Consider the following 19420-nt stretch of genomic DNA (forward strand, 5'->3'; position numbering starts at 1 on the left):
CACTGGAGATTTGACTGGAGTTACAATCGATGTACATGGATCCGCTTATCCACATCGTCTCGAAGATTCTGGTGCCGCTCTTCTTTATGGGACTTGTGGGATCGGCCGTCGTCGTTCTCATTAGTTTCGTCGAAGATTTGACGGAGTTGATCGGCGAAGAGGAATAGTCTTGAAGTTACCGATTCCTCTCAGAGTTTCTTTCGTATTCGACGCGCCAGCGCGTTTTACGGATCCCGCATAATCCATGAAGACCAGTCCGCCAGCCCCGCAAAACTCCTCTCAAACTGTAAACCGCCCTCCCTCAGGCCGCATCCGCCTCGTCGTCGCATCCTCCGTGATGCTGACGTTCATCTCCTTCTGGCGCGCAGCCGCCATCGTCCTCAACGACCTCGGCTCCTCCGCTTTCTACGCCGGTGGCATCGCCGAAGAGGCCGTCGGCAAGTCCGCCCCCTGGTTCATCCTCGGCGTTATGCTCTTCAGTTTCGCCGTCCGCGCCGTCTACGTCGAAAGCTGCAGCATGTTCACCCGCGGCGGCGTCTATCGCATCGTCAAAGAGGCCCTCGGCGGCACCTTCGCCAAGCTGAGCGTCTCCGCCCTGATGTTCGACTACATCCTCACCGGCCCCATCTCCGGTGTCTCCGCCGGCCAGTACATCGTCGGCCTCCTCAACGAACTCTTCCGCCTCGGCTCCGATCATCGCTGGCTCCACGGCGCCTTCACCCACGCCAGCGGCGCAGCTCGCCAGTTCCCCACCGACGGAACCTCGGCCGTCTTCGCTCTCATCGTCACCATCTACTTCTGGTGGCAGAACATCAAGGGCATCGAAGAGTCCAGCGACAAGGCCCTCAAGGTCATGAAGATCACGACCGTCATGGTCGTCATCCTCCTCTCATGGGGATTCTTCACCGTCCTTCGTAATCACTCACCCTTGCCTCCACTCCCCATTCCGTCCAACCTTCAGTTCAGCAACGACGCCCTCGGCTTCCTCAAGAACACCAGCTTCGCCAAGACTCTCGGCCTCTTCGGCGTCATCATGGCCTTCGGTCACTCCGTCCTCGCGATGAGCGGAGAAGAGTCTCTTGCCCAGGTCAACCGCGAGATCGAGCATCCCAAGCTCAAGAACCTCAAGCGCGCCGCCATCGTCATCGCAATCTACAGCTTCATCTTCACTGGTATCGGCTCGCTGCTCGCGGTCATGATCATTCCCGATGGCGTCCGCGTCTCCGTCTATCGCGACAACCTGATCGCCGGCATGGCGATGTTCATGGTCGGTCCGCTTGCTGCACGCATCGCCTTCCGCATCTTCGTCGTGATCGTAGGCTTCCTCATCCTCGGCGGAGCGGTTAACACCGCCATCGTCGGCTCAACCGGCGTCCTCATGCGCGTCGCGGAGGATGGCGTTCTCTCCGACTGGTTTCGCAAGCCGCAGCATAAGTTCGGCACCAGCTATCGCATCGTCAACCTCGTCGTCGTGCTGCAGTTATTCACCATCCTCGTGACGCGCGGTAACGTCATCATGCTCGGCGAAGCCTATGCCTTCGGTGTCATCTGGAGCTTCACCTTCAACTCGCTCGCCATGCTCGTACTTCGCTTCAAATACCACGGCGAACGCGGCTGGAAAGTCCCCGTAAATATCAAGGTCGGCAAGACAGAAATTCCCCTGGGACTTCTCTCTGTATTTCTCGTCCTTCTTACCACCGCCATTGTCAATCTCTTCACTAAATCGGTTGCCACAGTCAGCGGTATCTTGTTCGCCGCGACCTTCTTCGTCATCTTCTCGTTGTCCGAACGGGATAACAAAAGACGTCACGACGCCACCGCCCGGCAGATGAAAGAGCACTTCCAGCTTGAGCATCGCGACGACATCGGCACGGAGGCTCTCGACATTCGTCCCGGCTCCGTCATCGTCTCCATGCGCGACGCCAGCGCTCCCTTCGCGCTCAAGTGGGCGCTATCCCGCACGAATACGGACGAGCAGGATCTCGTCGTCCTTGCCGCGCGCATGATGGGCGCGGGTGGCCCGGACTATCTAAGCCCCGACGACCAGCTCTTCAGCGAGCACGAGCAGATGCTCTTCACCAAGGCCGTCTCCGTCGCCGAAAGCTTTGGCAAACATATCTCGCTGCTTGTCGTTCCTGCTGGAGATATCTTCGCCGCGCTTGTCCAAACCGCACAGTCACTCGACGCTGGCGCGGTCGTCTGCGGGCTTTCTTCAAAGCTCACAGCTCAGGAGCAGGCATACCACACCGGCCAGGCATGGGAGCAGCTTCCGGAGCCTAAGCGGCAATTCACCTTCTATGTCGTCAGGCCAGAAGGCGAAGCTACAAGCTTCCACATCGGCCCTCATGCACCGGCTATCGAACAGCGTGAAGTACAGGTGGTGCATCGTATCTGGCTCAGTCTTCGCAAGTCGCCCGAGATGCACGACCTGCATCATAGCGACGTCATCACCTATGCATTAAGCCGCATGGCTAAAGAGTTTTCGCGCGATCGCGAAGGCACCCTTCGCGATCTCCGGCGATCCATTGAGGAACACAGCAGGTTCCAGAGACTCGGTGATCCGCGCTTCGAGATATTCGATAAACGCAGCGAACACCTGATCGAAGCAGTGGACGAAAACGATGAATCCATCGAAGAAGGCGACGTGGATGACATCGAATCAGCCGCGATTATTCCCGGATCGAAAGAATAATTCGTTTACTTCTTAGTATCTTTTCCACTTGACAATTGCAAAGCTAACTCTATTTCTGTATCTTCTTCAAAGAAGTCGCGATACTTAGCTCTTTGCTGGATAACTTGCGAGACGCGATTTTTTAGGAGGCGTCAAGTGGATGTAAGTCTGATTCTTGCGGAAATTGATTCTCAGATCGCGAAGCTGCAGCAGGCGCGCGATATCATCTCTGGTACAACATCGACACCCGTACCAGTCAAGACCGGAGCAAAGCGTGGACGGCCAAAAGGCAGCAAGAACGCCTCCACAAAGATCGCTTCAACCAAGATCATTGCAAAGGCTCCGCTTAAGGCAACTGCCAAGGCGACCAAGCGCAAACTGAGCCCTGAAGGCCGCAAGGCCATCGCTGACGCGATGAAGAAGCGCTGGGCTGAACGCAAGAAACTGGCAGCAAAGTAACTTTTCCCCAAGATCTGCATTCGATATGTATCCAATATGTATTCGGCCCCGCAAATCAGGCTCGTACTAAGGCAACGCGATTGAGAAAAAAGGCACCTCGGATATCCCCGGGTGCCTTTCCGCTTTAAGTCTTTGCGTTTCCCCGCAGTCTCGTCAACGAGTCGCGAGCACTTCGCTCAAATTGTCCTTCGCCAGAAAAAATCGATATCCGCTGAAGGCGTGTAACAGCTTCTCGATCTGCCGGTTGTTGTACACATGCAGGATAGGATGCGCCCCCGTCCGCTGAATATCAATCGCGTCTGTCGCAGTCAGGTGATAGCGCGAAAATCTAACCTCGCCTGCATTCGACTTCGAATGAAAGAAGCCCAGTAGGACGCCGCCCGGCAGCATCACCTCATGGATCCGATCGATCACCGGAGCCAGCAACTGCGCAGGCAGATAATCTGCAGTGTCCCAGAAGGTCACCACGTCGAACATGCGTCCGGCAAAGTCCAGGTTAGCCTTCACAAACCGCTCTACATCGAAGTGCTTCGCCTCGCCACCCTCGCCAGCGACCATGTACTCAGGCTTCGCCGCCTCGTCGACAAGGTTCGCCATATAAATACTGTGGCCAAGGCTTGTGATGTAGTTGATGTTGATCGCAGAAGTAGGCCCGATGTCGAGAATTCGCAGTCCCTCGTGAGTTGCAAGATGCTTCTGCAACTGTGCCCACCCGCTCGACTTGCGCGACTCTCGGACGGCTTCTTCGCGTTCGCTTGTGGAGCCGTGACTGCCAAAGAAATTGAGCATGGGGATCTGTTCACTAGTCTAGAGCCGCGCACGCCGCCGGTCTAGTAGCACTCTAGTGCCGATCCCTACTAGACCTTTGCGTCATCGTTCTAGACCTTTACGTCATCGAACAATGGTGACTCCGCTACGACTGCAGTCGCGCTCTTCGCAGCAACCCCGCCCGGCGCAGAGGTTCCCACATCCACACGTCCGCGAATCGACGCCTTCTCCTCGATCGACAGCCGTGACGTCAGGATGTCTCCCGTCACTTCTGCCGTCTGTCTCAGGTCCACTCGCCCCGACGCCTTGATGTTCCCTTCGACCCGCCCGTACACCACGATGTCGCGCACTTCAAGGTCCGCAACGATGTGCGCGTTCGGCCCCACCGTCAGCCGGTTTCCCGCCAGCGTCAGAGTCCCCTCCACCGAGCCGTCAAGGTAAAGATCTTCGCTGCCCGTAATCTCGCCGTGGATCGTCACCGACCGCCCAATCACTGTCGTCGCTTCTGCTGGCTTCATGCTTGTGGCATCTCCGTTGGCTTTCTCTTGTTAGCCCGAACTATACCCAAGCCAACCTCAACAGGCAACCGCAACCTTGTCCTTTGAAAGAACGTCTTACCTCATGCGATGCTTGCATCATCGCGACAGGCGCGCTCGCCATACTCCTGAGAGGTGTCGTATTCCAACCCGAAACACATCGATGCGCATCGCCTTCTTCACTATCTGCGCTGCGATGGCTCCGCTGCTCCCAGCCCAACACACCTCCTTCGTCTCCGCGCCAGCAAAATCCTGGGCCGTCGATGCCGCCGCCAAAGAAGTCGATATCATCAATCACTCCGGCTCCTACATCCGCTATCGCCAGCGCGCCATCGACGACAGAGGCGACGAGCTCCGCGACGTCATCGAGTCCAAAGACGGCGCTGTAGCTCGCCTCATCATGCGCGATAACCGGCCCCTCACGCCTGAAGAGGATCAGGCCGAGCGCGACCGTCTCACCGGCCTTCTCGATCACCCCTCCGACTACGCCCGCCACGTGAAGAACGAAAACAGCTCCAAGAAGATGGCCATCGACATCATCAAGGTCATGCCAGATGCCATGATCTACACCTACGCACCCGATCAGTCGCCCAGCCATGAAAGCTCCGCGCCCCAGGTCGTCATCGACTACGTCCCCGACCCCGCATTCAATCCACCCAACACTACCAGCGTCGCCCTCACAGGCCTGCGCGGACGCATCTGGATCGACGCGAACGCGAAGACCATCGTCCACATGACCGGCGACATCTTCCGTCCCGTCAACTTTGGCTGGGGCATGCTCGCCCACGTCTATCCTGGCGGCAAACTCGACTTCGAACAGGCATCCGCAGCCGGTTCACGCTGGAACATGACCAGCTTTCATGAGGACGTCACCGCCCGCGCCCTCATGGTGAAAACCATTGCTGTCAAAAAGGAGTTTCAATCCCTGGACTTCCAGCCCATGCCCAGCCCCATGAGCTATCAAGATGCCATCCACCTTCTGCTCAACACACCGCTGCCGAAGTAGAGAACCAGCTACACCAGCTCCCGCGCACGAGCCTTCATCGTCTCTCGCCGCACGGTCAGCTTCTCAATCCGCTCTCGCCGCACTTCGAATCCCATTCCTGGCACCTGCGGAACCACAATCTCACCTGCGCTGCTCACCGTCACCTCAGGCTCAATAATGTCTTCCGACCAGTAACGCTTCGAAGCGGATACATCCCCCGGCAGCGTGAAGTTCGGCAGTGACGACAGCGCGATATTGTGCGCCCGCCCAATCCCCGTCTCCAGCATTCCACCACACCACACCGGCACGCCTCGCTCCGCCGCAACGTTGTGTACGGCAATCGCCTCGCTGAAACCGCCTACACGCCCATTCTTGATATTGATGATCCGGCACGACTCCATATCGATCGCCGCCAGCGCATCTCTGCGATTGCGAATCGATTCATCTAAACAGATCGAAGTCTCCAGTCGCTTCTGCAGCATCGAGTGAAAGTAAAAGTCGTCGTACCACATCGGCTGCTCGATCATCAGCAGGTTGAACGCGTCCCACTCGATGAGGTGATCGAAGTCCTTCATCCGGTACGCCGAATTCGCATCGCAGCTCAGCGTGATGTCCGGCCAGCGGTTCCGCACCGCCTCGAACATCTTTGTGTCGTTCCCCGGCTTGCACTTCAGCTTGATCCGCTGATACCCGGCCGCCAACTCTGTTTCAATCTTCTCCATCAATTTCGGCAGCGAGCTCTGTATCCCAATCGACACGCCGCACGGAATCATCTCGCGAACCCCGCCGAGCAGGGAGCTCAGACTCACGCCCTGACGTTGCGATTCTAGGTCCCAGACCGCGTTCTCCAGTGCCGCCTTGGCCATGCGGTGACCGCGCACCTGGCCAAAGATATGGGGACAGTTCCCGCCGCCTCGAAGCTTCTCCCCCGCGTTCAGCAGGCTGGGAACCAGCTCGCCCGTCATCACGCCCCATGCGGTATCAACCGTCTCGTCCGAGAAGTAGGGATGCTCGCCCGCGACACACTCGCCCCATGCAGTCAGTCCTTCAGACTCGATTTCAACCAGCAGTATCCTGCGCGCGTCGGTCACCCCGAAACTCGTCTCAAAAGGATGCGCTAATGGAAGATTGATTTCGCGAAGGTGGATGGCATCGATCGTGATCGTCGACATAGTTCCTGTCCTGTTGTTTCGTGGCATTAACTGCTTTGATTACGTGCAATCGGCGGCAACAGCTTCGAGGTCGACTCAGGTGCGAATACGATCTATCCTATCGGACATCCACGTCCAGGGTTGTGGACTTTTCCAATTCCCCCAGCAAAAACACGCCATTTTTCTGTTCGTCACGCTCGTACCCGAGAATCGCCATCCCCCTGCTAAACGCGTCCTGCAGCGCCAAGCGGTTTGCCGTCTGCACTGCCGCCGCGTGGGCACGCAGGTCAGCCGCAGCTTTCCACTCCGCAACCTCCTTCGGAACAACGACTCTTTCCAGCGGCTCAAACGTTGCTGCTTCGCCACTTAGAGCCCTCTCCACCCGCTCCGACCGCAGCCACCACTCAGCATAAAGCCGGTCCGTCGGCAATCCGCCCTGCAACGCAGAGGTCGACGGTCCATAGAAGTTAGCCTCGTACCTCCGCGAGATCGCTCCCAGCTTCGCGATATTCAGATACGCGTTCTTTGTCTCGAGAGGATCGTACGTCCACTCCATCCGCTCGATCCCCCGCGAAATCGCGTCATCCCTTTGAGCCAGCTTCAGCCGCCGGCCCAACCCCGCATTGCGGTACTCCGGCAGCACCGCCAGCATGTGCGAGTGCAGATAGGGCTTGCCGTCGCGATAAGCCGGCAACGCCATGGCAAATCCGATCATCTTCCCGTCGGGAGCAAACGCACCCAGGACCTGTCCGCCAATCTTCATCGCCAGCAGGAACATTCGCCGCGGAACGATATCGCTGTCGTCATATCCCCAAACCGCACCTTGGATATCGACGCACTGCTGAAACTCTTCCAGTCCCACCGCCATCCGTATCAAGACATCGCCGTTCCGCCCGTCCATCGAACTCCCCTACTCTCGTTTTGCAAAGCCGTCATCTCGACCCGAGCCGCGCAGCCTCATCGCGCGGCGGAGTGGAGAGACCCCCGCATTTTACTTTTCATTCTTAGCAGTATTTCCCGGCCGTCCTTCGACAATATCTCCCTGTCATCCTTCGACGAAGTCGGAGGATCTGATTTCATCTTCCTCGCCGGACCCATTCTTGATTGAAGAAGCACCTTGCCTCTTCGCCTTCGCCCAAAACTCTTCCAACTCCGCCGCACTCTTCCCACGAAGTCCTTCATCGCCCGCCTGGGCTTCCATCCCCGCAAACCGTCGCCGGAACTTCGCATTCGCCCCACGCAGAGCCGCGTCCGGATCTATCTTCAAATGCCGGGCCAGATTCACCGCAGTGAACAGCACATCGCCCAACTCATCCTCCGCTGCCTCGCGCGACGAAATGGCAACCTCCGCCTTCAACTCCTCAATCTCCTCATCCAGCTTCTGGAAAAGCTCAGCCGCCCGGCCATCCGCATTAGGCCAGTCAAACCCCACCTTTGCCGCCTTTGACCCCAGCTTTCCCGCCTCCAGCAAAGGCGGCATCGACCGCGGCACTTCATCGAGCAAAGAAGCGGCCTTCACTCCCGCAGCTTGCTTCTCCTCCAGCTTGATCTGCTCCCAGTTCCGCAGCACGGCGTCCGCGTCGGTAGCCGTTGCATCTCCAAAGATATGCGGATGCCTTCGGATCAGCTTCGCATTCAGGTTCACAGCAACGTCATGAATATCGAAGTACCCCGCCTCCGCCGCCATCTGCGAATAGAACAGCACCTGCAGGAGGAGATCACCGAGCTCATCCTTCAAATCAGGCCAGGCCCGCCGCTCAATCGCGTCAAAGACCTCGTAGGTCTCCTCCAACGTATGCCGCTTGATGCTGTCAAAGGTCTGCTCGCGGTCCCACGGACACCCATCCGGTCCGCGCAGCCTGGCCATAATCGCAACGGCCTCAGCAAACGCCGCTTCTTTCTTTTCCATCGACTCCACGCAGCAGTCCTCCCCAGCTACGAAAAGCCTACAGTATCGCCATCACTCGCAATGCGGGGATCCTTCACTTCACTTAGAAGGGGGAAGCTGAGAGGCTTCACCCCACCCATGCCACAATAAGTCAGCGATGCCACCCAGAACCCAATCCGGAACACCGCGAGCGTGGAAGCTTCTTCTACTCCTCCCCTATCTAGGCCTCTGCTTCCCCCAGCTGTACACCCGCGCCGCCCCAGCGCTCATCGGCTTCCCATTCTTCTACTGGTACCAATTCCTCTGGGTCGTTCTAACCTCAGCTATCCTCGCCCTCTACTATCTCCGCACCCGCCGCGACACTACACCCTGAACCCCTTCCCCGAAACCCTACCGTTAAAGAGGCTAACGGAACCCTATAAAAGCGGTTCCGTCGCGGTGGGAGGGAAAGCGGATCCGGATGGTTCCCGATTCGCCCCGAAAGCGGGTTGGTCGTGCGGAAGTAAGGCGAGGTTTGGTGTAGCAGCTTGTTGGCGATGTCTACTGCCCACCGCTCGAATTTGTAGTTGCCGGTCCTTGAGATTGCGGGCCCATGTTGCTCATCAACTTCACTTCAACTCGGCGATTCTTTGCGCGTCCCGTAGCTGTCTTATCGGATGCAACCTGCTGATCTTTACCAATCCCGATTAGATAAAACTTGTGCGGCGGAACGTTGTATTGAGTCGCTAAGTAATTAACTACAGCATCTGCGCGCCGTTGGCTGAGCTGATAGTTGTACTGAGCGTCCCCAGTAGAGTCAGTTCCGCCCGTAACTTCCAACAAATAGCCCTTTGTGCTGCTCAAAGAAGCTGCAAAGTCGTCCAGCTGCTTCTTATCGCTCGCAGTGAGCACGGACTTATCGAACGCAAACGTGACACTGACATCCGAGACCGGCTTGTAGTTATCCAGGTTTGCGACGACGCCGCTCAGAGTATCCACGCGGTTGTAAGCATCCTGTGCATTCTGGCCGGCGGCATTCGCCGCTTCGCCCGCCGCGTTCGCATGCTGATTCGCAGCGTCCGCCGAAGCCTGCGCACCCGCGATTCCCTTTTGGGCGCGTTCATCCGTGTCGCCGATCGCACGGTGATCCGACGCAGTCTTCGCGTCAAGTTCGTTGGTTTGCTGAACCAGGGGGCCAGTCTGCGCTTTCACATAATTCTTTGACGCGCATCCCGTCACGCCCAGACCCATCGCCAGAACTCCGGCGGCAAAGATCCCCGCCGTATACATCGCGCGCGATGCTCCCTGCACCCGCACCCTACCAGAAGCGTAAGTTGTCATAGTCGTTCTCCACTTTCAGTATTACTTCCATTTAGATGCAGCCGTTGCCCCGTCGTTGGCTGGCTAGACTAAGCAGCTTCTAATCAGGAAGATGGGCCTTTTCCACAAAAGACACGGAAAAGCCGTGAAAAGACTTTCGGTAATTTTTCCCCGTGTTCCAGTCAATTCTTCCCGGTCTAGCGCCAGCTTCGACTCGCTGTATCCACGTCGCGCCAGGCACATCTACACTTGAAACAGGCGCATGGATCTCCTCGCAAAAATTCGCACCATCCCCACCCTTCCCGGCTGCTATCTCTACAAGAACGCCGAAGGCGAGGTCATCTACGTCGGCAAGGCCAAAAACCTCCGCGCCCGCGTCCGCTCCTACTTCCTCGAAGCCAGCCAGATGAACGCCAAGACCGGCTCTCTGATGCGCGAGGCCGTCGACGTCGAATACATCACCGTCGACAATGAACGGGAGGCCCTTGCCCTCGAAAACAATCTCATCAAGCAGCGCAAGCCGCGCTTCAACATCCTCCTCCGCGACGACAAGACCTACCCCTACATCAAGCTCACGCTCAACGAGCGTTTTCCCAAGGTCTTCGTCACCCGCCGCCTGCGCAAGGACGGCAGCGCCTACTTCGGGCCGTACTTTCCGGGCAATCTGGCCTACCGCCTCGTCGACCTCATCCACCGCAGCTTCCTCATCCCCAGCTGCAAGATCGACCTCAACCGCTACCACCCCCGCGCCTGCCTGCAGTACTACATCAAGCGCTGTCTCGGCCCCTGCGTCGAAGGCTTCGTCACGCCAGAGGCCTACAAAGAGACCGTCCGCGACGTCCAGCTCTTCCTCGAGGGGCGCACCGAAGAGCTCGAGCGCAAGCTGACCGCCCGCATGTCCGTAGCCGCCGAGGCCGAGCACTTCGAACTAGCCGCCCGCCTCCGCGACCAGGTCGTCACCGTCCACCAGATGCAGGACAAGCAGCGCATCGCCACCGCCGACAACGAAGACGCCGACGTCTTCGGCTTCCACTTCGAAAACCAGATGCTCGCCGTCAACCTCTTCCACATGCGCGGCGGCAAGATCGTCGACCGCCGCGACTTCTTCTGGGAAGACCTCCCCGAAATGAACGCCTTCTTCGGTGAATCGTTGAACGAATCGACAGGTGAGGCGCTGGACTCTGAGGCGGAGCAGGAACTGGGTGCCCCATTCATCGCGCCTCTGTCTCACGCGATGAGTGGGTCTGCCACCGAACCCGACCCCGCGCAATCCGCTCCCGAGATCAACGAAGCTAGTCCGATCGCCTTCGAAGCCTCCCCCATCACGGAACCCGGAGAAACCTTCAGTCCCTCCGCCTTCTTCTCCGCTCTCCTCAAGCAACTCTACCTCGACCAGTCCTACATTCCTCGCTCCATCCTTCTCCCCGTCGACTTCCCCGACCGCGCGATCCTCACCGACGTGCTCTCCGAGAAAGTCGGCCATCGCATCGAGATCGCCGCCCCACGCCGCGGCGACAAACGCTCCTTGGTCGACCTAGTCGGTCAAAACGCCCGCCAGTCCTACGACCAGCGTTTCCGCGTCCTCCAGCCCAACCAGAAGGCCATCCAGCAAGCCCTCCAGGACGCCCTCACTCTGGAGGAACTGCCAAAGCGCATCGAATGCTTCGACATCTCCCACATCCAGGGCGCCGAAACCGTCGCCTCCATGGTCGTCTGGGAAGACGGCGCGATGAAGAAGGCGGACTACCGCAAGTTCCAAGTCAAGACCGTCTCCGGCGTCGACGACTTCGCCTCCATGCGCGAGATCATCCACCGCCGCTACAAACGCCTGCTCGACGACAAGAAGGACTTCCCCTCCCTGATCCTCATCGATGGCGGCCTCGGCCAGCTCCACTCCGCCGCCGACGCTCTAGCCGAGATCGGCGTCACCCTCCAACCCCTCGCCTCGATCGCCAAGAAAGAAGAGATCATCTACGTCTACGGCCAGGAGAACGACCCCGTAGTCCTCGACCGCCGCAGCCCTGTCCTGCACCTCGTCCAGAAGATCCGCGACGAGAGCCACCGCTTCGCCGTCACCTACCACCGCAAGCGTCGCCAGATCCGCGACCGCGAAAGCGAACTGGACGCCATCCCCGGCGTAGGCCCCCGCACTCGCCAGCGCCTAGTCCAGCACTTCGGAAGCGTCCGCGGCATCAAGCAAGCGACCCACGACGCCCTCACCGCCGTGGTCTCCCCAGCCATCGCCACGAAGATCAAATCCCACTTCGCCGAAGATGCCGCAGAATCAACGCCCTCCCTCGTCCAAATCTCCTAACTCCGAATCATCCTACCGGAACGAATTCTCAAATCAGGACGTATCCTCCTCCACATGGCCACCACAGTCGTCCGTCCCGCCGACCCCACCCTCCGCGCTGCCCTGCGCCTGGCCCTCCTCTTCGCCGCCATCAAGCTCGCGATCCACGTAGCCGCCAACCTATGGGAGGCCCACATCGGCTACGGCTACTTCCGCGACGAGTTCTACTACATCGCCTGCGGCCGCCATCTCGACTTCGGCTACGTCGACCACGGCCCCATCGTCGCCCTCCAGGCCCGCGCCTCGGAGCTCCTCTTTGGCCGCTCCCTGGCCGGCTTGCGTTTCCTCTCCGCATTAGCCGGAGCTGCCCGCGTCTTCCTCACCGGCATGCTCGTCTGGGCCCTCGGAGGCCGCCGGCCCGCGCAAGGCCTCGCGATGCTCGGCGTCCTGCTCGTCCCGCAGTACCTCGGCACCGACAGCTTCCTCTCCATGAACTCCTGCGAGTCCATGTTCTGGATGACCTGCCTCCTCGCCCTCATCCTGATCCTCAAGAACGAAGCCGACGCCAGTTCGCAAAAGTTCTGGCTGCTCTTCGGCATCTCCGGCGGCATCGGCGTCCTCAACAAGCCCTCGATGACCTTCTTCCTCATCGCCCTCCTGATCGCCCTCCTCCTCACCCCGCAGCGCCGAATCCTCTTCACCAAGTGGGCCGCCATCGGCACCGCCGTCCTCATCCTCATCGCCCTTCCCAACCTTCTCTGGCAGATCCACAATCACTGGCCCACCCTCGAGTTCCTCCGCAACGGCCAGCTCGGCAACAAGTCCATCAAGCTCTCCCCCATCGCCTTCACCCTCAAGCAAGTCCTCAACATGGGCCCATTCCTGGCCTTCATCTGGGTGCCTGGATTGATTCGCCTCCTTCGCCGCAAAGAAGCCCGCTGGCTCGGCATTACCTTCGTCCTCTTCTTCGTCATCATGATGCTCGAGCACGCCAAGGACTACTACGTCTCGCCCATCTACCCCATCCTCTTCGCCGCCGGCGGTATCGCCTGGGAGACACAGTTCGCCGCTCGTAAATGGGTAAGACAAGACCGCGCCATCGCCTTCCCCATCTACGCCACCATCCTCATCCTCGGAGCCATCTTCATCCTCCCGCTCGCACTTCCGCTCATGCCGCCGGCGCAGTGGCTTGCCTACACCCACGCCACCGGCCTCGACCACATCAGCAGCAACTCCGAGCGATTCTCCAGCGGCCCGCTCCCGCAGTTCTACGCCGACCGCTTCGGCTGGCAGGAAGAGGTCGACCAGATCCAGCACGTCTTCGACTCGCTCCCTCCCGAGCAGCAGAAGATCACCGGCATCGTCGCCGAAAACTACGGCGAAGCCGGTGCCGTCGACTTCCTCGGCCACAATCTCCCGCCCGCCCTCTCCGGCCAGAACAACTACTTCCTCTGGGGCCCGCACGGCTACAACGGCGACTCGATCATCCTCGTCGAGCGCACCAACCGCGAACACCTTCTGAACTTCTTCGACCACGTCGAGGTCGTCGGCCACATGGGCACGACCTACTCCATGCCCTTCGAACACAAGCCGATCTTCCTCTGCACCGGCCGCAAGCTCGACGCCGACGGCCACAGGTTCAGCCTCCTCGAACAATGGCCCTCCAAGAAGGACTATTTCTAGGCTTCTTTTGCTTGTTCGTCAGCCGCCTTTTGGTTTGTCATTCCCGAAGGGAATCTGCGTTTCGCAGGTTTACCCTCCCCCATACTTTCGTGCAAAATATTCAAACGTTGGGAGTTAGCCTCTAATAGCGAGTTAGTTAACAGTGAAATCGGCACTTTTATTTGATCGATGGTGGAGCATGCGAGCAAACGCAGATTCCCTTCGGGAATGACAAAGGGTAGGGTGCCAGCGGGGGAGCGGTGGCGAGGGGAAATCCTTATGTGCCCCATTCATCGCGCCTTTGTCTCTCGCGATGAGTGGGAACCGCTACTTCTGAGCGTCCACATACGCCCGTAGCACAGCGTTCATCCGAGTCAGGTGGCCCTTGCCGTTTGCCCTGAACCACTCCACCACATCGCTATCCAGGCGAAGATGAACGGATGTCTTCACGCGCGGCATCACCACCCGAGCCTTGCTCCAGAACTCCGCTCCCAGCGACTCCGCCTCCGGAGCCTTCGCGCTCGTCTTATCCGCGCCGCTCGACCGCAGCCTTTTAATCTGCGTTGCCGAATGTCGCACGATGGTAGACCTCTCTTTCATCTCTGCTCGCTTTCTGTGCGCTGATCATGCGGATCACGTCTTCACCGCGCCACGTGTAGACGACCCGGTACACCTCTTCATCGATCCTTCCGAGAGCAATCCATCGCACCTCGCCGTAATCTTCCCGGTCGTCGATGCGCTCCAGCATCTCGTTCTCGAAGACGGCTGCAGCCGTGAGAAACGAGACCAGATGCTTCTTCAGATTGGCGTTGGCCTTTCGCTCATCCCACTCGAATGCGAGGTCCACGCGTCACCGTTCATTCAAATAATACACAAACGTGTACACGTTGCGACAACGGTGCCCCATTCATCGCGCCTTTGCCTCTCGCGATGAGTAGGCATTTGCGCAAATCACGGCCGCTCATGATCGGCGGCTTCATGGCAACCCACCGCCCCACATCGAATGTCTAGTCGGATACGGCGATCGTGCATGCCCTTTCTTCCAGTCGTCTCAGCAGCTAATCTGTACTCTTGAGTTCGTACTCGGAAATGAAGGTCGATCATGAATTACCGCCAGAAAACGCTAATCGGACTGCTCAGCGCCTTCGGTGGCCACCTACCTAGCACGGACTTCCAGAAATATCTGTTCCTGTTCACGCAGGAGTTCCAGCAAGAACCTGACTTTGAATTCGTGCCCTACAGATTCGGCGGTTTTTCATTCCAGTCCTACGCAGACAAGCGCCGCCTTGTCGAGATTGGAGCGTTGGAAGACACCGAAGATTGGCGACTACAGGACGGGTTTCTCACCGAAGGGCTATTCGGCGGGTCAGCCTTTGATCGTTGCTACGTCAAATACTCCCATCTGAGTGGCGCTAGGCTGATGCAGGAAGTTTACCGGCGCTATCCCTATTACGCGATCAATAGCGAACGCGCCGCGAAGATCATGAACACTCACGAAGTCAACGCAATTACGGCTGCTCGCCCCGCCGCCGTCGCCCCCTGTTTCTTTACGATCGGCTACGAAGGGTCTTCTCTTGAGGGTTACCTGAATCGTTTGATCAAGAACAATGTCAAGACGCTCGTAGATGTGCGCCGCAATCCCCTTAGCCGAAAATATGGCTTCTCTAAAAAGACGCTTTCCGAAACTGCCAAGAAGCTCGGAATCGGCTATGTGCATATTCCGGAGCTTGGCATCGCTTCTGACAGACGGCAGGATTTGATTGTCCAAGCCGATTATGATCGGCTATTCGATTCCTACGAAAAGCTTGAGTTGAGGCAAAATGGAAGAGCTTTACAAAGCTTGTTCGAGATATTCCTAAAAAACAAGCGAGTTGCGATTACATGTTTTGAGGAAGCTGTCTGCATGTGTCATCGAGGACGCGTCGCAAAAGCATTGTCTGCACTTCCGGATTGGGATTACGATATCCGTCATATCTGAGGCCGTATAAAGAGCATGCCAAAGTGAAAGTCCTGATCGCCGTCAAAACCTATCCGACGATTTCGGAGAAATATACGGAACTGGCCTGCACAGCCGGCTTTCGTGAGGATGGCTCGTGGATCCGGCTCTATCCCATTCCTTTCCGCCTACTCGACGAAGAGCAGCAGTACAAGAAATATCAGTGGGTCGAGGTAGACATTGCTCGCAACAAGGGAGACCAGCGACCCGAAAGTCACCGTGTTCTCAAGACAAGCGGCATAAAGCTACTTGATGAAGTTGGCACCGAGCGTCAATGGGCGGATCGCCGAAAGCTGGTTCTTGGCAACCAGAAGATCTACACAAACCTGAAAGAGATCATCGATCAGGCGCACGACAACAAGATCTCGCTTGCAGTGTTTAGGCCGTCGGCGGTCTTGGAGTTCGTCGCAGAAGCTGCGGAACCCGAGTGGCCGCGCGATAAGATCACTGGAATTCTCAACGGCTTGAAGCAGGGTCACCTTTTCGAAGATCAAAACCTCGACGATTTCAGGATCATGCCGAAGCTGCCATACAAATTCTCGTATCGCTTCAAAGACGACGCTGGCGTAGAGAGCAAACTGATGATCGAGGATTGGGAAATTGGCCAGCTGTATTGGAATTGCGAAAAACTCTATGGGAAAAATCAGGCCGTCCAAAAGGTGCGCCAGAAATACATGGACGATTTTGTCAAGACCAAAGATCTATACCTATTCCTTGGCACAACCTACGAATGGCACGTACGTAAGGCAAGAAATCCTTTCGTTATCATCGGCACATTTCACCCGCCGCACATGACTCAGGAAAGCTTGTTTTAGATTTTCGCCCGTACTTCTTGTGCTACCCTCCACACAACCCACATGCCCCAGTCACCCTCCGACCACGAGCTCCCGCGCGTCCTCAACGCCTCCCACGCCACCTCCATCGTGGTCGGCATCATCATCGGCAGCGGCATCTTCCTCGTCCCCCGAGAGATGATGGCAGCCGTCGGCTCCTCCGGCATGGTCTACGCCGTCTGGATCGTCGGCGGGCTGCTCTCGCTCTTCGGCGCCATGACCTACGCCGAGATCGCCGCCGCCCGCCCGCTCTACGGCGGCGAGTACGCCTTCATCAAGGCCGCATACGGCGACCTCATGGGCTTCCTCTATATGTGGTCGTGGATCTCGATCGGCAAGCCCGCATCGCTGGCCACGATCGTCGCCGGGCTCACGCGCGTGCTTGGCTCGTTCGAAGTCTTCAGCTTCTTCTCGCAGCCCGCCTTCGGCCCTCTGCTGTGGAGCCAGGTGGTCGGCATCGGGGTCGTCTGGGCCATCACCTTGCTGAACATCCTCAGCACCCGGGAGTCCGCCAACGTCCAACTCGTCCTGACATGGCTGAAGGGTTTGTTGATCCTCGTCATCGCCGGATTCTGCTTCTTCGCCGTCGGCCATCACGGCGGATGGAGCAATTTTGCAACTTCGTTTACCGGCGCGAAAGGCGGCCTTACCGGCTTCATGGTCGCGCTGATCGCCGCTCTGTGGGCCTACGACGGCTGGTCCGACGTGACCCAGATGGCTGGCGAGGTGAAGAACCCGCAACGGTCAATGCCGCTGGCGCTGGTTGGCGGAATCGCCATCGTCGGAGCGCTCTACATGCTGACCAACGCGGCGATCCAGTACGTCCTTCCCGCCACCGCGATCGCGCTCGCCGACCGGCCAACGGTCGACGCCATGCGCCTGGTCGCCGGTCACTGGGGAGCGGCGCTGGTCACCATCGGCATGTCCGTCAGTATGGCCGCGACCTTCGTCGGGTCGTCGCTTTCAGGAGCCCGGGTCACCTTCGCCGCCGCCCGCGACGGCCTCTTCTTCGAGGGCCTCGCCCACGTCAACCGGCGATTCAAGACGCCCGATACCTCGCTCATCCTTCAAGCGACGCTGACCTCGCTGCTGCTGCTGTTCATCGGAAGATTCCAGGCGCTCTTCTCGCTCGCCATCTTCGCGATGTGGCTCTTCTATGGGCTGACCGTGTCGACGGTATTCGTCTTCCGCCGCCGCGATGACCCGGCTACCCGTCCGTTCAGCATGATTGGTTACCCGATTCTGCCGGCGATCTTCATCCTGGCCGCCATCGGCATCGCGGTCTTCTCCATCTACAACGATCCGCGCAACTCCCTCATCGGCCTCGCGATCATCCTCTGCGGCATCCCGATCCACTACGCACTCAGGAGCCGCTCGGCGACTCGTTAGTTCCGGTTACTCACCGCCCGCTCGTACACCCGCACGTACTCCTTCGCCGGATGCTCCCAGCTGAAGTCCTGCGCCATCCCGCGCTGCATCATTCCAGTCCACTCTTCCTTGTTCAGGAAGGTCGCCAGCGCCCGTTTGATCGCGTCGAGCAGGTCCTCGGGGTCATATCCCCAGAACTTGAACCCATTCCCCTGCCCGCCATGCCGCTCGTCGATCGTGTCTTCGAGGCCGCCGGTTGCGCGAACCACCGGAACCGTCCCATAGCGCAGGCTGTACATCTGGTTCAGGCCACTCGGCTCATACCGCGAAGGCATCAGGAACATATCCGATCCCGCCTCGATCTTGTGCGCGATTACGTTGTCGTACTTCACCTGCACGCGGACTTTGCCCGGGAAGCGGTTCGCCGTCTCCGTCAGCAGGCGTTCGTAGTACTCCTCGCCGTTGCCCAGGATGACGAGCACCATGTCCTCCTGCACCAGCCGATCCATGATGGCGACGATGAAGTCGAAGCCTTTCTGCGTAGCAAACCGCGACACCACGCCGATCACCGCCGTCGTCTCCGCAACGTCATTCAACCCGAACGCATGCAGCAGGTCTTCACGGCACTTCTTCTTCCCTGCAAGATTTTCCGCCGTATAGTGCGCCGCAATGTTCGAGTCATGCGCCGGGTCCCACTCCGCGTAGTCCACGCCGTTCAAGATCCCGAACAGGTCCGCATTCCGGCGCTGCAGAATCCCCTCCAGCCCATTGCCAAACTCGGAAGTCTGAATCTCCTCGGCGTACTTCCGGCTCACGGTGGTGATCGCGTCCGCATACAGCACCCCGCCCTTCAAAAAATTCACCGAGTCATAGGTCTCCAGCTTGTCGAAGGTGAACATGTCCCACGGCAGCAGCAGCAACTCCATCGTGCTCGGCGGAAACCAGCCTTGATAGCCGGCGTTGTGGATGCTCAAGACCGCAGGGACGCCCTTCATCACCGGATCGAAGAAGTAGGTCGACCTCAGCAGAACCGCGAGGATTGAAGTCTGCCAGTCATGCACATGGAAGACATCGGGAACGCCTAGAACCTTGGTTGCTTCGATGACCGCCCGGCTAAAAAGCCCAAACCGCTCCGCATTGTCGAGATAGTCGCCGCCTGGGGTCGCGTAGAAGCTCTCGCGGTCGAACATCTCCGAGTTCGCGACGAAGTAAAGCTGCACGCCGTCGGTCACTCCGCCGTCCAGAATCTGCACAAACCGGTTGTAGTGCGGAAACGGAATCGTCACGCTCGGCAGCACCACCGGGCACTCCGGAGCCAGCTTCGCCACTTGCCGGTAGTAAGGGATAAAGACGCTGACCTTATGCCCCAGAGCCACCAATGCCTTCGGCAGAGCCGCGACCACGTCCGCCAATCCACCCGTCTTCGCCCAGGGTGCGCACTCCGATGCTGCAAACACGATATACATGCACTTCATCCTCTACGCTTTCGCGCTGTCCTTCAACTCTGATGC

The 19420-nt window shown here is 58.5% G+C and carries 19 protein-coding genes; 10 read left to right on the forward strand and 9 right to left on the reverse strand.

Features of this window, described 5'->3' with window-relative positions; genetic code table 11:
* Nucleotides 1–35 precede the first annotated feature (35 nt).
* The 3 genes from HDF16_RS31140 to HDF16_RS01045 all read left to right on the forward strand — a co-directional run bounded on the left by HDF16_RS31140 (nt 36) and on the right by HDF16_RS01045 (nt 3130).
* A complete protein-coding gene (locus HDF16_RS31140; RefSeq protein ID WP_281383390.1) occupies nt 36–167 on the forward strand; it encodes a hypothetical protein in 132 nt (43 codons plus the stop codon).
* Between the two features lie 77 nt (nt 168–244).
* A complete protein-coding gene (locus HDF16_RS01040) occupies nt 245–2692 on the forward strand; it encodes an APC family permease (protein WP_246408552.1) in 2448 nt (815 codons plus the stop codon).
* Between the two features lie 135 nt (nt 2693–2827).
* Nucleotides 2828–3130, forward strand: a complete 303-nt coding sequence (locus HDF16_RS01045; RefSeq protein ID WP_184213293.1) for a hypothetical protein — start codon at nt 2828–2830, stop codon at nt 3128–3130.
* Between the two features lie 153 nt (nt 3131–3283).
* On the opposite strand, the gene HDF16_RS01050 is transcribed toward HDF16_RS01045, so the two are convergent.
* Together HDF16_RS01050 and HDF16_RS01055 are read right to left on the reverse strand one after the other, a co-directional pair.
* Nucleotides 3284–3919, reverse strand: a complete 636-nt coding sequence (locus HDF16_RS01050) for a class I SAM-dependent methyltransferase (RefSeq protein WP_184213296.1) — start codon at nt 3917–3919, stop codon at nt 3284–3286.
* An 89-nt stretch (nt 3920–4008) separates the two neighbouring features.
* Complete coding sequence (locus HDF16_RS01055; RefSeq protein ID WP_184213298.1) at nt 4009–4416, reverse strand: bactofilin family protein; 408 nt, start codon at nt 4414–4416, stop codon at nt 4009–4011.
* A 181-nt stretch (nt 4417–4597) separates the two neighbouring features.
* Here HDF16_RS01055 and HDF16_RS01060 point away from each other — a divergent pair, with 181 nt between their 5' ends.
* Complete coding sequence (locus tag HDF16_RS01060; RefSeq protein ID WP_184213299.1) at nt 4598–5440, forward strand: hypothetical protein; 843 nt, start codon at nt 4598–4600, stop codon at nt 5438–5440.
* Between the two features lie 8 nt (nt 5441–5448).
* Here HDF16_RS01060 and menC read toward each other — a convergent pair whose 3' ends face one another.
* From menC to mazG, 3 genes are all read right to left on the reverse strand, one after another.
* A complete protein-coding gene (gene menC / locus HDF16_RS01065; RefSeq protein WP_184214108.1) occupies nt 5449–6582 on the reverse strand; it encodes an o-succinylbenzoate synthase in 1134 nt (377 codons plus the stop codon).
* A gap of 106 nt (nt 6583–6688) precedes the next feature.
* Nucleotides 6689–7471, reverse strand: coding sequence for a GNAT family N-acetyltransferase (locus tag HDF16_RS01070; RefSeq protein ID WP_184213301.1), 783 nt, complete (start codon nt 7469–7471; stop codon nt 6689–6691).
* Nucleotides 7472–7615: 144 nt separating this feature from the next.
* Nucleotides 7616–8479 (reverse strand): nucleoside triphosphate pyrophosphohydrolase, encoded by an 864-nt coding sequence (gene mazG, locus HDF16_RS01075; protein WP_184213303.1) that lies wholly within the window; start codon nt 8477–8479, stop codon nt 7616–7618.
* A gap of 136 nt (nt 8480–8615) precedes the next feature.
* On the opposite strand from mazG, the gene HDF16_RS01080 reads away from it, so the two are divergent.
* Nucleotides 8616–8831 (forward strand): DUF3311 domain-containing protein, encoded by a 216-nt coding sequence (locus HDF16_RS01080; protein ID WP_184213304.1) that lies wholly within the window; start codon nt 8616–8618, stop codon nt 8829–8831.
* 167 nt (nt 8832–8998) lie between these two features.
* Here the strand turns inward: HDF16_RS01080 and HDF16_RS01085 are convergent, their stop codons facing one another.
* Nucleotides 8999–9778 carry an OmpA family protein gene (locus tag HDF16_RS01085; protein ID WP_348641202.1) on the reverse strand — a complete coding sequence of 260 codons (780 nt, stop codon included), beginning with the start codon at nt 9776–9778 and terminating at the stop codon, nt 8999–9001.
* Between the two features lie 241 nt (nt 9779–10019).
* On the opposite strand from HDF16_RS01085, the gene uvrC reads away from it, so the two are divergent.
* Nucleotides 10020–12071 carry an excinuclease ABC subunit UvrC gene (uvrC, locus tag HDF16_RS01090; RefSeq protein ID WP_184213306.1) on the forward strand — a complete coding sequence of 684 codons (2052 nt, stop codon included), beginning with the start codon at nt 10020–10022 and terminating at the stop codon, nt 12069–12071.
* Between the two features lie 54 nt (nt 12072–12125).
* Entirely contained in the window at nt 12126–13733 is a 1608-nt protein-coding gene (locus tag HDF16_RS01095; protein WP_184213308.1) for an ArnT family glycosyltransferase, read from the forward strand.
* Nucleotides 13734–14039: 306 nt separating this feature from the next.
* Here the strand turns inward: HDF16_RS01095 and HDF16_RS31145 are convergent, their stop codons facing one another.
* Both HDF16_RS31145 and HDF16_RS01105 read right to left on the reverse strand, forming a co-directional pair.
* Nucleotides 14040–14291, reverse strand: a complete 252-nt coding sequence (locus HDF16_RS31145; RefSeq protein ID WP_221312407.1) for a BrnA antitoxin family protein — start codon at nt 14289–14291, stop codon at nt 14040–14042.
* Nucleotides 14266–14559, reverse strand: a complete 294-nt coding sequence (locus HDF16_RS01105) for a BrnT family toxin (protein ID WP_184213312.1) — start codon at nt 14557–14559, stop codon at nt 14266–14268. Before HDF16_RS01105 ends, HDF16_RS31145 begins: the two co-directional genes overlap by 26 nt.
* A 255-nt stretch (nt 14560–14814) precedes the next feature.
* On the opposite strand from HDF16_RS01105, the gene HDF16_RS01110 reads away from it, so the two are divergent.
* Genes HDF16_RS01110 through HDF16_RS01120 form a run of 3 tightly spaced genes read left to right on the forward strand, consistent with a single transcriptional unit; the run spans nt 14815 to nt 17930 of the window.
* On the forward strand, nt 14815–15690 hold the full coding sequence (locus HDF16_RS01110) for a DUF488 domain-containing protein (RefSeq protein WP_184213314.1): 876 nt from the start codon (nt 14815–14817) through the stop codon (nt 15688–15690).
* Between the two features lie 23 nt (nt 15691–15713).
* Entirely contained in the window at nt 15714–16523 is an 810-nt protein-coding gene (locus tag HDF16_RS01115) for a hypothetical protein (RefSeq protein ID WP_221312409.1), read from the forward strand.
* 42 nt (nt 16524–16565) lie between these two features.
* On the forward strand, nt 16566–17930 hold the full coding sequence (locus HDF16_RS01120) for an APC family permease (RefSeq protein WP_184213316.1): 1365 nt from the start codon (nt 16566–16568) through the stop codon (nt 17928–17930).
* Here HDF16_RS01120 and glgA read toward each other — a convergent pair.
* Nucleotides 17927–19375: a glycogen synthase GlgA gene (gene glgA / locus HDF16_RS01125; protein WP_184213318.1), complete on the reverse strand. Its 1449-nt coding sequence runs from the start codon at nt 19373–19375 to the stop codon at nt 17927–17929. The two genes, HDF16_RS01120 and glgA, sit on opposite strands and share 4 nt — an antisense overlap.
* Between the last annotated feature and the right edge of the window lie 45 nt (nt 19376–19420).

Origin of the sequence: Granulicella aggregans (genome assembly GCF_014203275.1) — a bacterium.
GTDB lineage: Bacteria > Acidobacteriota > Terriglobia > Terriglobales > Acidobacteriaceae > Edaphobacter.

Coding starts and splice junctions, on each gene's coding strand:
- HDF16_RS31140 (WP_281383390.1), top strand. CDS start 36: ATGGATCCGCTTATCCACATCGTCTCGAAGATTCTGGTGCCGCTCTTC.
- HDF16_RS01055 (WP_184213298.1), bottom strand. CDS start 4,416: ATGAAGCCAGCAGAAGCGACGACAGTGATTGGGCGGTCGGTGACGATC.
- HDF16_RS01040 (WP_246408552.1), top strand. CDS start 245: ATGAAGACCAGTCCGCCAGCCCCGCAAAACTCCTCTCAAACTGTAAAC.
- HDF16_RS01070 (WP_184213301.1), bottom strand. CDS start 7,471: ATGGACGGGCGGAACGGCGATGTCTTGATACGGATGGCGGTGGGACTG.
- HDF16_RS01080 (WP_184213304.1), top strand. CDS start 8,616: ATGCCACCCAGAACCCAATCCGGAACACCGCGAGCGTGGAAGCTTCTT.
- glgA (WP_184213318.1), bottom strand. CDS start 19,375: ATGTATATCGTGTTTGCAGCATCGGAGTGCGCACCCTGGGCGAAGACG.
- HDF16_RS01110 (WP_184213314.1), top strand. CDS start 14,815: ATGAATTACCGCCAGAAAACGCTAATCGGACTGCTCAGCGCCTTCGGT.
- mazG (WP_184213303.1), bottom strand. CDS start 8,479: ATGGAAAAGAAAGAAGCGGCGTTTGCTGAGGCCGTTGCGATTATGGCC.
- HDF16_RS01095 (WP_184213308.1), top strand. CDS start 12,126: ATGGCCACCACAGTCGTCCGTCCCGCCGACCCCACCCTCCGCGCTGCC.
- HDF16_RS01060 (WP_184213299.1), top strand. CDS start 4,598: ATGCGCATCGCCTTCTTCACTATCTGCGCTGCGATGGCTCCGCTGCTC.
- HDF16_RS01085 (WP_348641202.1), bottom strand. CDS start 9,778: ATGACAACTTACGCTTCTGGTAGGGTGCGGGTGCAGGGAGCATCGCGC.
- HDF16_RS01120 (WP_184213316.1), top strand. CDS start 16,566: ATGCCCCAGTCACCCTCCGACCACGAGCTCCCGCGCGTCCTCAACGCC.
- uvrC (WP_184213306.1), top strand. CDS start 10,020: ATGGATCTCCTCGCAAAAATTCGCACCATCCCCACCCTTCCCGGCTGC.
- HDF16_RS01050 (WP_184213296.1), bottom strand. CDS start 3,919: ATGCTCAATTTCTTTGGCAGTCACGGCTCCACAAGCGAACGCGAAGAA.